Annotated in this window: 15 protein-coding genes; 6 read left to right on the forward strand and 9 right to left on the reverse strand. The window is 42.6% G+C overall.

Features of this window, described 5'->3' with window-relative positions:
• The first annotated feature begins 13 nt into the window (after positions 1 to 13).
• From sbcD to NSS78_RS05290, 3 genes are read left to right on the forward strand one after another with little or no spacing between them, the layout of a single operon-like run.
• The gene (sbcD, locus tag NSS78_RS05280; protein ID WP_044139868.1) at positions 14 to 1,189 is read left to right on the forward strand and encodes an exonuclease subunit SbcD; all 1,176 of its coding nucleotides are present in this window, start codon (positions 14 to 16) and stop codon (positions 1,187 to 1,189) included.
• Positions 1,186 to 4,581 (forward strand): exonuclease subunit SbcC, encoded by a 3,396-nt coding sequence (gene sbcC / locus NSS78_RS05285; protein ID WP_212046096.1) that lies wholly within the window; start codon positions 1,186 to 1,188, stop codon positions 4,579 to 4,581. The genes sbcD and sbcC overlap by 4 nt, the downstream gene beginning before the upstream one ends.
• A 19-nt stretch (positions 4,582 to 4,600) precedes the next feature.
• The gene (locus NSS78_RS05290; RefSeq protein ID WP_106029934.1) at positions 4,601 to 4,900 is read left to right on the forward strand and encodes a hypothetical protein; all 300 of its coding nucleotides are present in this window, start codon (positions 4,601 to 4,603) and stop codon (positions 4,898 to 4,900) included.
• A 45-nt stretch (positions 4,901 to 4,945) separates the two neighbouring features.
• Here NSS78_RS05290 and NSS78_RS05295 read toward each other — a convergent pair whose 3' ends face one another.
• The 8 genes from NSS78_RS05295 to NSS78_RS05330 form a co-directional block, all read right to left on the reverse strand.
• The gene (locus NSS78_RS05295; protein ID WP_003211468.1) at positions 4,946 to 5,164 is read right to left on the reverse strand and encodes a spore germination protein; all 219 of its coding nucleotides are present in this window, start codon (positions 5,162 to 5,164) and stop codon (positions 4,946 to 4,948) included.
• A gap of 22 nt (positions 5,165 to 5,186) precedes the next feature.
• Positions 5,187 to 5,618, reverse strand: a complete 432-nt coding sequence (locus NSS78_RS05300) for a spore germination protein GerPE (RefSeq protein WP_050945359.1) — start codon at positions 5,616 to 5,618, stop codon at positions 5,187 to 5,189.
• Positions 5,618 to 5,794, reverse strand: a complete 177-nt coding sequence (locus NSS78_RS05305) for a germination protein GerPD (RefSeq protein ID WP_003210893.1) — start codon at positions 5,792 to 5,794, stop codon at positions 5,618 to 5,620. The genes NSS78_RS05300 and NSS78_RS05305 overlap by 1 nt, the downstream gene beginning before the upstream one ends.
• Positions 5,791 to 6,405, reverse strand: coding sequence for a spore germination protein GerPC (locus NSS78_RS05310; RefSeq protein ID WP_003211179.1), 615 nt, complete (start codon positions 6,403 to 6,405; stop codon positions 5,791 to 5,793). The genes NSS78_RS05305 and NSS78_RS05310 overlap by 4 nt, the downstream gene beginning before the upstream one ends.
• 31 nt (positions 6,406 to 6,436) lie before the next feature.
• Positions 6,437 to 6,670 (reverse strand): spore germination protein GerPB, encoded by a 234-nt coding sequence (locus NSS78_RS05315; RefSeq protein ID WP_003210877.1) that lies wholly within the window; start codon positions 6,668 to 6,670, stop codon positions 6,437 to 6,439.
• A 14-nt stretch (positions 6,671 to 6,684) separates the two neighbouring features.
• A complete protein-coding gene (locus NSS78_RS05320) occupies positions 6,685 to 6,906 on the reverse strand; it encodes a spore germination protein (protein WP_003211745.1) in 222 nt (73 codons plus the stop codon).
• Positions 6,907 to 7,033: 127 nt separating this feature from the next.
• Positions 7,034 to 7,195 carry an aspartyl-phosphate phosphatase Spo0E family protein gene (locus NSS78_RS05325; RefSeq protein WP_012009503.1) on the reverse strand — a complete coding sequence of 54 codons (162 nt, stop codon included), beginning with the start codon at positions 7,193 to 7,195 and terminating at the stop codon, positions 7,034 to 7,036.
• A 122-nt stretch (positions 7,196 to 7,317) separates the two neighbouring features.
• Complete coding sequence (locus NSS78_RS05330) at positions 7,318 to 8,412, reverse strand: CotH kinase family protein (protein WP_339161703.1); 1,095 nt, start codon at positions 8,410 to 8,412, stop codon at positions 7,318 to 7,320.
• Positions 8,413 to 9,343: 931 nt separating this feature from the next.
• Between NSS78_RS05330 and NSS78_RS05335 the strand changes: the two genes are divergently transcribed.
• Positions 9,344 to 10,249, forward strand: coding sequence for a fumarylacetoacetate hydrolase family protein (locus NSS78_RS05335; RefSeq protein ID WP_050945352.1), 906 nt, complete (start codon positions 9,344 to 9,346; stop codon positions 10,247 to 10,249).
• A gap of 92 nt (positions 10,250 to 10,341) precedes the next feature.
• On the forward strand, positions 10,342 to 10,710 hold the full coding sequence (locus NSS78_RS05340) for a YisL family protein (protein WP_003212021.1): 369 nt from the start codon (positions 10,342 to 10,344) through the stop codon (positions 10,708 to 10,710).
• Between the two features lie 38 nt (positions 10,711 to 10,748).
• Here the strand turns inward: NSS78_RS05340 and NSS78_RS05345 are convergent, their stop codons facing one another.
• Positions 10,749 to 11,276: a DUF2777 family protein gene (locus tag NSS78_RS05345; protein ID WP_342468309.1), complete on the reverse strand. Its 528-nt coding sequence runs from the start codon at positions 11,274 to 11,276 to the stop codon at positions 10,749 to 10,751.
• 155 nt (positions 11,277 to 11,431) lie between these two features.
• Here NSS78_RS05345 and asnB point away from each other — a divergent pair, with 155 nt between their 5' ends.
• Positions 11,432 to 13,273, forward strand: coding sequence for an asparagine synthase (glutamine-hydrolyzing) (gene asnB, locus NSS78_RS05350; protein ID WP_212046094.1), 1,842 nt, complete (start codon positions 11,432 to 11,434; stop codon positions 13,271 to 13,273).
• Positions 13,274 to 13,335: the final 62 nt, after the last annotated feature.

Genomic DNA, 13,335 nt, shown 5'->3' on the forward strand with positions numbered 1-13,335 from the left:
AGAGGTGAATCACATGAGGATTCTGCATACAGCGGATTGGCATTTAGGGAAAACCCTTGAAGGTCGAAGCCGGCTTGATGAGCAAGCACAGTTTTTGGATGAACTGTATCAAATCGTGAAAGACGAACACATTGATGTCATTGTGATGGCCGGTGATGCCTTTGATACTGTGAATCCGCCTGCTAGAGCAGAGCAGCTTTTTTATGAAAGTCTATCTGCCTTATCTGATAAAGGAAAACGCCAGGTAGTGGTCATTTCAGGCAACCACGATAATCCGGATCGTTTATCAGCCGCATCACCTTTAACAAATGATCAAGGGATTCATTTAATTGGATATCCGACAAATGACATCATCCGTGTCGATGTTCCTTCTGCGGATGAACGTTTATCCATTGCAGCACTCGCTTATCCGTCTGAGGCGAGACTAAATGAGGTGCTAGCTGAAACATTTGAAGAGAAATTGCTTCGTGATCATTACAATTTAAAGATTCAACAAGCGTTTCAACATTTAAGTAATCAATTTCAACCGGATACGGTCAATATGGCAACAAGCCACATTTATGTGGCAGGGGGGAGTCAAACAGATTCAGAAAGACCGATTGAAGTAGGCGGCGCATATACTGTTGCGGCTGAAAGCCTGCCAGAATCCGCTTGCTATGTTGCACTTGGTCATTTGCACAGGCCGCAAACGATCAAACGTGCCAAAACGATTGCTCGTTATTCTGGATCACCTCTTGCTTATAGCTTTTCTGAATCAGGTTACGCCAAATCAGTCACAATTGTAGAGGCAAAACCGAATGAAAAAGCGAGCTGGAAAGAAGTGTTTCTATCAAGCGGAAAACCACTTATGAAATGGAAGGCGACTGAGGGACTGAGTCAAGTGTACGAGTGGCTGGATGAAAAACGGGATCTTCAGGCATGGATTGATCTAGAGATTCATTTAACAGATCAGCTCTCTATTGAAGAGATTCATCAGCTCCGAAAGCAGCATAGTGGGTTTGTTCACATTCGTCCAAAGTTCAAAGAACTACAGCAAATAGAAGAGCAAAAGCAAGTGGAAAAACTCTCGATCGAAGAGAGGTTCGTGAAGTTTTATGAGCGCCAGACAGGTGGCGGTCTGCCTGATGAAAAAACAGTCAAACTGTTTTTAGAGCTAGCCAATGATATGCAAGAGGAGGAAGCGACTTGAAGCCGATTACGCTGACCATTAAAGGACTTCATAGCTTCAGAGAAGAACAAATAATTGACTTTAGCTCATTATGTGATGCGGGTGTGTTTGGCATATTTGGACCGACAGGAAGTGGAAAGTCTTCCATATTAGACGCCATGACACTGGCACTCTATGGCAAAGTGGAGCGTGCGTTAAATAATACACATGGTATTTTGAACCAAGCGGAAGAAAAGCTGTCGGTTTCCTTTACATTTGCTTTGCAAAAGGAACACCACATTTCTTATAAAGTTGAACGTGCTTTCAAACGAGCGGATGAAATGAAAGTCAGAACGACATTATGCCGCCTAATTGAAATCGGTGATACGCAGACAGTTCTCGCAGATAAAGCGAGTGAGGTGAATCGTAAAGTAGAAGAACTACTCGGATTAACCATTGATGACTTTACCCGTGCGGTTGTCTTACCTCAAGGGAAGTTTGCAGAATTTCTCTCCCTCAAAGGGGCAGACAGACGTCAAATGCTTCAGCGGTTATTTAACTTGGAGAAATATGGAGATCAACTCGTCAAGCGATTGCGTACAAAGGCTCAAAAGCATTATGGGCAAAAAAATGAACTGCTAGCTGAACTGAATGGTTTAGGAGAAGCTGGTCCAGAGGCGCTGGCAAAAGCAAAGGAAGCAGCTGAGCAGGCAAAGGCTATTTTTCATGAGAAAAAACAAGCGCGGGACGAAGCGTTCACTGCTTTTACAAAGGCGCAAGCGATCTGGCAGTATCAAAAGGAACAAGAAGCTTACGAGACTGAACAAAACAAGCTGAATTTACTGGCACCATCAATAGAAGAGAAAAAGACGAAGCTCCATATCGCAGAGCAGGCAGAGACGCTAAAGCCCTATGCGGATGCATTGACAAAGGCTGAAAAACAGCTTTCTCAAGCATCGAAAGAGAAAGAGGAAGCAGAAAAGCAGCTGCTGCATCAACGAACGATCTATGATCAAATGGCGCGGGAGTATGAGCAAGCCCGGCAAAAGAAAATAGAGACAGAGCCAGACCTTCTCCAAAAGAAAGAACAGCTGATTCAGCTAAAAGAAATTGAACGTAAAAAAGAGGCAGCTTTTCAGGAAAAGACGAGCATAGAGCGCCAAAAAAATGAAAAAGCGCAGCAGCTCCTCCAAAAGAAGAAAGAAGCGGAGAATCTCCAATCTCTATTAGAGCGTGCACTAACGAAACAAACACAGCTGAAAAATGAGCTGGAGCAGTTACAAGTTTCAGTGAAAGAACGCAAAAGTGTACAGGATGCTTTACGTTTAAGTGAAAATGTTGAAAGAATAAACCTTAGTATTCAAAAGGAAAAGCAAAAGCTGGAGGAGCTCAACAAGCGAGCCTCACAGACTTCAGAAGCATATGAAAAGCTTCAAAAGCAGCAAAACGACCATTATGAAAAAATAGACCAATCGTTTCAAGCAATTGAACACCTCTATTTTTATGTATGTGAACTCGAACGAGCTCTGACAGAATGGAGTCAAAAAGAACAACAACAGAAACTCGAAAAATTAAAGCAGCGAGATGCGGTAAGGGCGGCAGAATTAAGAAAAGAATTAGCGGCAGAGCTAGTAGATGGTGAGCCATGTCCGGTTTGTGGGTCGATTCATCATGATCCAAAGGCTTTGCAATCCAATGACCATGAAGAAACCGTGGCACAAGTCGATGAAGTCATTCAACGGATGGACAAAGAGCTCAAGCAGGCAGAGGATTATGGGAGAGACATGTATGCCGCAAAGCAGCTTCTCGAAACGCATGCCAATCAATTAGTAAAGCAATTCGCTTTCTTATCTCAGAAAGCCCCTGGAGCGGAAGTCGCTGCAGCAGTAGAAACGGTACAAAATTCGCAGTCTTTGCAGGGTCTGGTGCAAGAATGGAAAGGCATAAAACAGGATACTCAAGAAGTTGAACATAAACGAGCTCGTTTAATGGATGAAACGCATGATCAAGTAGCAGAGATGAGCAAGATAAAAGAGCAAATGACTTTTGAACAGCAGCGCATCGAAGAATTAGAGGTGCTGATCAAAGAGTTTGATGCTGAGCTTTCAGAGCAAACGACTCAATTTGAACAGACCTTCCCGCATCTTACATTGAATCAAGTACAAGAAATGCAAAAGCAAATCGATGAAAAGGACCAACAAGCGGAAGGCTATAAAGAACGTATTGAGAAAAGCATTACGTTTTTGGAAGAAAAACAGCTAGCAAAAGAGCAGCTGCAGACAGTGATATACAATGTCGAGAAAGAACTTGATAAACTAGCGCATCAGTTAGAAAGTCAGCAGCAGCTTATCCAACAATATGAAACAGATTTAGGCCGATATCCATTAAAAGCTGCCTCTATTTCTGATGAACTTATAGAGGTTGAACACACCCTTTCTCTTCTTAATGAAAAAGAGCAGCAATCGTACAAGCAATTGCAGCACGCGCAGCAGTTGTTTAGTGAGGCGCAAAGTCATTTTTCAAGCAGTGAGCGTCAGCTTCAAGAGGCGAACAGGCGAAAACATGAAGCAGAAGCAGCATGGGAAAAACAAGCAGAATCTTCTCCTTTTCATATGCCGCAGGAAATTGAGTCTGTTTCAATGGAACAGCCAGTACGTCAATCGGTCAAACAGGAAATTGAGGAGTTTGAGGATAAAAGAAAGGAATGTGCCGCAAACTTAAAGCGAATTTCTGAATTACTGAAAGAAGAGTCACTGGATGAAAAGCAGTGGACGGACATTCAGCACAGAAAAGCTGCAGCTGAAAAAGCATTGGAAGAAGCGACAGCAATGAGTGGGTCCGCACATGAACACCTGCGTGTGATTGAAGAGAATCATCAGCGCTTTGCAAGTATTCACGAACGATTGGAAGCACTGCAGGAAGAAATTGATCGCCTTGATAAACTGCAAACTGTTTTTAAAGGGAATACGTTTGTTGAATTTTTAGCAGAAGAACAGCTGGAAAGTGTCAGTCGTGATGCATCCGCCCGCTTAGGTATGTTGACGAGACAAAGATATGCGATTGAGGTCGACTCAGAAGGCGGCTTTGTTATGCGAGATGATGCAAATGGCGGTGTTAGGCGTCCTGTGTCCAGCTTGTCCGGCGGGGAAACCTTCTTGACATCACTGGCGCTTGCCCTTGCTCTTTCTGCACAAATTCAGCTGAGAGGTGAATTCCCACTGCAATTCTTTTTCCTTGATGAAGGATTCGGTACGCTCGATCAAGACTTGCTTGATACGGTCATTACCGCATTAGAAAAGCTACAGTCTCACAATTTAGCAGTTGGTGTTATTAGCCACGTGGAAGAATTGAAAATGAGACTACCGAAGAAACTGATTGTCCATCCAGCAGATCCAAGCGGGAAAGGGACAACGGTCTCAATGGAATTAATGTAAATGTTGAGGTGATGACAGGGTGGCAAAGCAAACCATTGGATTATGTGAGCTGTGCGGAAGACAACATGTCCTGCTCACAGAACATCACTTAACACCAAGAGAAGAAGGTGGGGCTTTTTTACCGACTGCCTTCCTGTGTATCCCCTGCCATAAACAAGTGCATGCCCTCTTTACAAACCAGGAGCTTGCCGTGCGCTTGAACACACTTGATGCACTAAGGCAGGATGAAAAGCTTGCTTCGTACATCAAATGGATTCGAAAACAGCCGGCAAGCAAGCTGGTTAAAACAAAAAAATCGAGACAACGCAGAAAAAAATAAGCATAAAAAGCGCTCCTCTCATGAAATGACTGTAGAGGAGCTGCTTTATGCATTGCCTACCATATTCTGATCATTTAAGTCAGGATCCACATAGTTGGTGGCGCTAATGCCATTATTTAATATCAAGAAATCTCCGGTATTCCCCGCTCCAGAGCCTAAAGCAGATTTTGACGAACTTTTAGGTGAAAGGTAAAATGAGTCACCGACGTTTACGACGCCTCCAGAAATAGAGTTAATGTAAATGGGTCCGACAATTGCTGGCATAATCGACATCCTTTATTCGAAGTCATATCACCATCATATGCGCAGGTAGGTCCACTTGTGAGTTTGGCGGACTTTCGTCGTTGCTAAATAACTCTCGAATATGCTTCACTCGCGCAACGGCATTCATTCTACAAGTAGAGCCGATTTGATAGACAGAGGACGATGATACCCCTTCTACATGTATCGAAGAAACTTTAATCACAGGCTTTTCATGGTAAAAAGCCGTTCTAACTGATCGTTCTGGCAGCATCAATGGAATCGGCTCAAAATATACTTCAAATTCTTTCGCATTTAAGTTTTCTGCTTCATAGCCATAAAACAAACTAAGCGTCCGTTGAACAGCTAACACCTTGACCTTCGGGCATAGCTCCTGTGTATCACCAATTTGAACGACACTCGAAATCCCGACAGAATTCACCTTCGAGAACTTCACTTGAGATGTGCGCTTAATCATTATCGAGGTGCCAGAGGAACAAACGGGCCAATGATCAAAGATTCTGGCGGTGTATCAAAAATGGAGGATAATTGTACATGATCTGTGTCCCCGATGATAAATAGGGAAGAGGACGAAACCCCAACTACTTTAATGCTTCCGGTCTCGATGTTGCGGTTGACGACTGTGAAATTCATCCGTTTTCCTCTCCTTTCGTTTCATTTGGAATATGGGCTAAGAAGTGCTCAATCGCTCGTTTAACATCATGCTTCACATATTCAGCAATTTGCTCTGAACGCTGCAGCGGAGTCATATCTTCCCGGTGCGGGAGCTGTCCTGCATAGTATTTGATTCTGCTGTCAATTTGCTTGCGAATATCCTCAATGATGTGGTGCTTGTTGCTTTCATCAAGAGACCCTTCATATCGCTGCTCCAGCTCTTCAAGAAGTTCTGGCGCTTCTTCATTTAAGAATGCGTCGACAAGCTGGCGTGTTTGATTGAAAAATTGATCAGCCGTTTCTTGCTGCATCATTCCAATGCCCGGGGTTGTTGTTTGGCCCACTTCAAAGTTTTGAACACTGTTTGGATCAGATGGATTGAGGCCGATATTCAGCGTACCTTCCAGCCGCTCGATTTTCAGTTGATCAAATTGATAATCAATCCGTTCAATCGTCGTTGTCGGTTTATCCTTGATCATTTGCATTTCCTGCTGAAGTTCGTTAAGCCTTTTTTCAAGCATCATGATTTGTTGTGTTTGTTTTTGAATGATGCCATACACTTGTGAAGCGTTGCTTTGATAGTCATACATTGACATACACCTCCGGGGATTGCAGATGAACTTAAGTTGTTGGTGACTGAAGCGGTACAAAAGGTGCTGTGCTTGCGCCTTGGGATTCTTCAATTCCTTGTGTGCCTGCTGCGGCAGGTGCTGCTTCTACGTAGCTGCCCGTGTTATACAGATTAGAAAGAGCTTTAATTGAACCAGCGCTCCCAATTTGCAGCACAGAGGAGTTACTGACAGACTCTACACGCAAATAATTAATTTGTATCGCTTGATTAATATAGAAGTTCAACGGATTCTCACTCCTTACAAGTTACCAACAAGCGGTTGATCAATGACATCACTGTCGTACGTATTTGTCACACTTTTATAGTTGCTAATGCGCAATTGATCACCAGTGTTAAAACTGCCTGCGCCAGCAAACGTTTTAACCTGACTATTTGGAGAAATGGTGATGCAGTCTCCAACATGAACGACTCCGCTCGTTCCGACGGCATTTACTTTAAAGGCTCCAACAATAGCCGGCATAGCGGTGCACATCCTTTATAAAAATAAGGCACTTTGTTTTTGGGCGTTTCACCATAGCTTATGATGGGTCTTTTAATGTGTGATTGTCTTTTTGAAAGCTTTTGATGAGAGGAATGAGGTGTATGGTTTACCCTTTTTTAGAGCATTCATTCGAGGTATATTTGATGCCTTTATTTAAGAGTGTGTCAAGCTCTTGACTGCACCTGATGGTTTCTTCGGCATTCATCCCGAATTTTTTTGCGGTCTCAATTAAATGTAATCTTTTTTGTTCAATTTCATAATTGATCATAACGGACGCCAACTCTCACATTTTTTATCAAATAGAAGGATATGGTTAGTATACCCTATTTTTCTATAAAAAAAGTTGTTTCGTCAATATGAGTAATAAAGTGACAAAATTCGAAAGCGTCCTTACGTGCGATCTCTCTCTTTTCTTATTTCAGCCTGTAAATAACGTCGTCTTTTGTTGATATACTGCCGGATGACCTCTCGCTCTGATCTTAGAATGTCTTTTCGGTCTCTTGTATAAGGATCATCTCCGATTCGGTTTTCAATAGAAGCATGCCATGTTTCAATAATTGGACAAAGCCGGTCTTCTAAAAATTGTGTATCGAGTACGTGCTGGAAAAGCGTGTAATAGGCTCTCTTAAACGAAGGGATATCTAGTAATCTAGAAGTTAAAGTATTAAAGCCGCTTACTGGAATATAATCAAACGCCATTTCTTCTCCATGAATGTCACGGCCCCATGTCGCATCATAATCCCAAGGAAGCACTTGGAACCTGCCTTGTTCATTCACATAAAGAGCGTAGTTATGGACAAAGCCGTCAAAGTTTTGTGTGCACACAACACCAATGAGCCAGCGGAAATACTGGGTCACATCTAGGTAATGCTCAATCTTTTCGGCAAATATGTCATCTTTCGCTGTGTTGAGAAAGTAAATAAATTCACTCAGCTGTTGATCATGTTGAGAACTCCCTGTTTTTTTCTCGTACCCGAGGAGAAGGTGTTTTTTTGGCTTTTTATCAAATGAACTCAAAAGGGAAAAGTTGGCGTCGTCATCGACTGCATAATAAATGCCGCCTCCTGAAAGCTGTCTTTTCTGAAAAAAGTGCTCATCGACGGATTCTATTTTTAAATAAATGCCTTCTTTTCTTCCGTTTATAGTGAGAAACACATGAGACGCAGCAGGGCTTAGCACGCCCATTTGCTCAAAGAAATAAAAGGACAGCCTGTTCCGGATAAACGAAGGGTCATTGTACTCCGCATTTAAATGAAAGATGGATTCGCCTTGTCTTTGCTTTGGCTTTCGATATTCAATTTGATAGGACTTTTTCTTAAGTTTCCTAATATGAGACCCTCGGTATGAAGCATAAATGTGCGATTTGATCTGGCCGGTTTTCAAAATGGCCTCAACAGGTTCGTCGTTCCATATGTCTTTTCTTAATTCAATCAGGTCCTTTGGATGAATCCAAATATCCATTTGCTTTAAAGGTTCTGTAGTCATGCGTTCATCCTCCTCCTATGCTCTTCTTTACGATATGAAAATGAAGGAATGTCCTGTACCCGTTTGTTAGGTATTCATGGAGTTTTAAAAGAAAGGGGCATCCGCCAAGAACACTTGTCTACCAAGTCTCGTAACATAAAGCAGAGAAGATAAACAGTTTGATCTGTTTGTTTTGTCAAAGTATAGACTGGGAGGGGAATCGTTCGTGAGCACATTTGATCATTCACATATTGAACATGCAGTGGATTCACTTCGAAGTGAAGGACGTGATCATCACTTAGATCGTGAGCCAGAATCGAGACGATCGCATAAGTCAGCTCGTTCTCGTCATTCAAATCGCGGTCATTGGTTCTTTGGCGGTGGTGGACGCCGTAAATCATGTCGCAGTAAAAAAAGCTACAGAAGCCATCGTTCAAAGAAAAGTTATCGCTCGAAGAAAAGCATGAAGAGTAAAAAGTCATATAAAAGCAAGAAATCTTGCAGAAGCAAAAAGAGCGAACCGAAAAAGTCATGTCGCAGCAAACACAGATCCCATCATAAGAAAAGCTGCCGCAAGTCACACCGCAGCAAATGCAGATCGCATCATAAGAAGAGCTGCCGCAAGTCACATCGCAGCAAGCACAGATCGCATCATAAGAAGAGCCGCAAGTCGCGCCGCAGCCATCGATCTAAGCGATCTCATCACCATAGAAGCAGTCGCTCTTGCAAAAGATGTGGAAAGAAAAAGCATCATTCCCGCAGCAGAGGAAATGTTGATCGTAAATGGGATCAAGGGAACATGTGGGAGTATCGCCGCTACCGCTAAACATCAGATCATCTTTTTTGAAACCCTTTTTAAAAGAGAGTATGATAAAAAAGGGTTTTTTTTATTTCATAGAGAAATAAAATGAGACATCATCACTTAGCGAAATGAAGATTGTGAGGGGAAAACATGAAGTTTTTTACAGGTGAGATACATAGCAGGATGTTTATCGGGGTAGTCATTGATGATGAATGGGTCATGGACGTCAAAAAGGCAGAAGCCAAATTATTTGAGCTTGAGACACTGCCAAACTCTTTAGCTGAATGTATTCATATGGGGGACAAGTTTGTTGAGCATGTCAAACAGCTCCTTGACTGGGCTGAGAAAAAAGAAGAGGATCGCGGTTCTTATGTTTATCCGCTGTCGGACGTGAAACTCCATGCGCCGATTCCAAAGCCAGCTAAAAACATTATGTGTGTTGGAAAGAATTATCAAGATCATGTCATGGAGATGGGAAGTGTAGCGGATATTCCTAAAGATGTGATGATTTTTACAAAGGCACCTACTTCAGTCGTTGGACATGAAGCGGATATCCTCCTTCATGAAGATGTGACGAGTGAACTGGATTATGAAGGAGAGCTTGCGATCGTGATGGGCAAATCAGGGAAGAATATTGCACCTGAAGAAGTCCATGATTATCTATTTGGTTACACCATTTTAAATGACGTAACGGCAAGAGATTTACAGAAAAAACACAAACAATTTTTTATAGGGAAAAGCTTAGATACAACCTGCCCGATAGGACCTTATATTGTACATAAGTCTGTGATCGAGGATCACGGCGCGCTCCATGTGGAAACAAAGGTTAACGGAGAGGTTCGCCAGTCTGCAAGTACAGAATTAATGATTTTCTCCATCGAGAACATTGTGTCTACTCTTTCAAAAGGGATGACACTAGAAGCTGGTGACATCATTGCAACGGGAACACCTTCTGGGGTTGGCAAAGGCTTTGAACCGCCTAAATTTTTAGCTTCAGGGGATCGAATCGACATCACGATTGAACCGATTGGGACGCTATCAAATCGCGTCAAATAAAGAGTGAGATGACACAGGATTGTCGCTTTGTGTTCGACTTATTTCGTGGTACGATGAGAAGGTAATTGTTCTGATAAAGGGGGAAATAACAGATGGGAACGCATTTACATATTACAGCATGGGTGCTAGGAATTATTTTATTCTTCGTGGCCTTTGCTCTAGCAGGTAAAAACGACAAAGGTGCTAAAATTGTGCACATGATTGTCAGACTATTGTACTTGATCATTATCGCCACAGGCGTAGAGCTGTATGTTCGCACAGGAATGAAGATTCCAGGTTTCGGCGGCGAGTATATCGGTAAAATGATTTTCGGTATCCTTGTGATCGGCTTCATGGAAATGGTTCTTGTACGCAAGAAAAAAGGAAAATCGGTGACTGGTGTATTGATTGGTTTTATCGTACTCGCGATTGTGACCATTCTTCTCGGGTTACGTCTGCCAATCGGTTTCCATATCTTTTAACATAAAAAGGACATTGCTTATACGAAGCAGTGTCCTTTTTATATGCCTTCAAATTGCGAAACTGACCGGTGACCGTCAGAAGTGGTCCATTCAAAACGAATTTGACCTGCGGCGGAGTCGTGCTGACATTGAAGGGCAAGTGATTGTGTATCTGTCGAAAACTGAAAGAAAGAAACTCGTTGAAAAGAATGAAAGGAAGAGAAAACACAATCGTAGACAGAAAAGCCAAGCTGTTCTATCTGTGCAATGATTTCATAAAAGACGTTTTCAGGAACGAACATCAGGAGGTCAAGCCATCCTTTCGCAAGTGATGCCGTATATTGAATCTCTTCACCGCCTTGTACCTCTAATAGCTGTCCATTTTCATGAAGGATCATGGACCCGAGCAGTTCCCCTTTTGTCCACCTGTCATTATCCTTCAAACAGATCATCGTGCTTTGAAGACTTTCTGGTAGCATGATTTCTCCTTCTTCATCTTCAATCAGACAATGCCCTTTTTCAATGAGTAAATACCCGCTGCACCATCTTCGGCTGCAGCGTTCAAGCTGCCTCATTCGTTTTTCCATTTGCAGACGCTCCTTTCCTCTTTCTTTTCTTACCAAATCATGCTTGTCCTATACGTCCGAGAAAAAAGGACAAATCAACTATCAAGGAGACGATGCATAAACTAAGAAAGGCTGAATGAGAACACTTGAGGAAAAACGGATGGGAGCTGATGATGATGTGTGGAATAACAGGCTGGGCAGACTTTAAAAAGCAGCTCATCCAACAGGACCATGTAATCAATCAAATGACAGATACATTATCTAAAAGAGGGCCAGACGATACAAATACGTGGAAAAGTGAGCACGTTCTATTTGGGCATAAAAGATTAGCGGTTGTAGATGTAGAAGGCGGAAAACAGCCGATGACATATACACATCAAAACCATGCTTATACCGTTGTATACAATGGAGAGCTTTATAACACAGAGGATATAAGAAAAGAATTGTTAAAAAGGGGCCACCGCTTTCTTGGGCATTCTGATACAGAGGTACTTCTTCACGCCTACACAGAATGGAAGGAAGAGTGTGTGACCCATTTTAATGGTATTTTTGCATTTGCGATTTGGGATAGTGAGCGTGAATTATTATTTGCAGGGAGAGACCGGCTCGGCGTCAAGCCATTTTTCTATACAGAACGTCATCATTCCTTTTTATTTGGTTCAGAAATCAAAGCGCTTCTTGCTCACCCTGATATGAAAGCAAAAGTCGATCATGAGGGATTATCGGAGATTTTTGGTTTAGGACCGTCTAGAACACCAGGGCAAGGAGTGTTTAAAGGGGTAAAAGAGCTGAGACCTGCTCATGCCTTGACCTTTTCAAAAAACGGATTGCGTGTGTGGAGATACTGGAATGTCAAAAGCAAGGCGCATACGGACTCGCTCGATGACACAGCACAGCACGTCAAGGATCTCTTTACAGATGCCGTCACAAGGCAGCTCGTCTCTGATGTGCCTGTTTGTACATTTTTATCGGGGGGCGTTGATTCGAGTGCCATTACCGCCATTGCCGCTAAGCACTTTGAGAAAATAGGGAAAGCACCGCTTCATACGTATTCGGTTGACTACGAAGGGAATGATCAATTCTTTGAAGCAAGTCAATTCCAGCCAAATGCGGACGGTCCATGGATTGACCACATGACCAAGGCGTTTCAAACGAATCATCACAGCTGCATCGTTGGACAAAAGGAGCTGGCTGCTTATTTAAAGGAAGCGGTTGAGGTCCGAGACTTACCGGGTATGGCAGATATTGATTCTTCCTTGCTTTGGTTCTGCCGAGAAATTAAAAAGGACTTTGTGGTTGGTTTGTCAGGTGAATGTGCGGATGAAATTTTTGGAGGCTATCCTTGGTTTCATTCGGCAAATGAAACGAATGGTTTTCCTTGGATGAGATCGACGGAAGCTAGAACGCAGCTCTTACAAGACTCGTGGCAAAAGAAGCTGTCACTAAAAGAATATGCACAAAGCAAATATGAAGAAACCGTGGCTGAAACGCCTCTTTTAGATGGAGAAACTGGAGTAGATAAAGCCCGGAGAGAACTTTTTTACTTAAATATGGTCTGGTTTATGACAACGCTGCTAGATCGAAAAGACCGAATGAGTATGGGGGCGAGTCTTGAGGTACGTGTACCATTTGCGGACCATCGTCTTGTCGAATATGTATGGAATATTCCTTGGGAAATGAAAATGCATGGAAATCGTGAAAAAGGGGTTTTACGTAAAGCATTAGAGGGAATTTTACCGAATGAAGTGCTTTATCGCAAGAAGAGTCCTTACCCGAAAACACATCATCCAGCCTATACCCAGGCTGTAAAAGAGATGTTAATAGACTGCCTTGCGCAAAAAGATTCTGTCCTTCACGAATTTCTAGATCCGAATCAATTAAAGCAGCTGATTGAAACGGAAGGAGCTTCCTTTCAAGTGCCTTGGTATGGCCAGCTCATGAAGGGCCCGCAATTAATCGCTCATCTGGCGCAAATTCATCATTGGTTTGAAACGTATCGAATTGATATAGAAGCGTAATAAAGGGTCGGCTTTCTTACATTTGTTGAAGGGAAGCCGGCTTTTTTTGATACATAACATGA

The organism is Bacillus sp. FSL W8-0920 (genome assembly GCF_038593215.1).
Lineage (GTDB): Bacteria > Bacillota > Bacilli > Bacillales > Bacillaceae > Bacillus > Bacillus pumilus.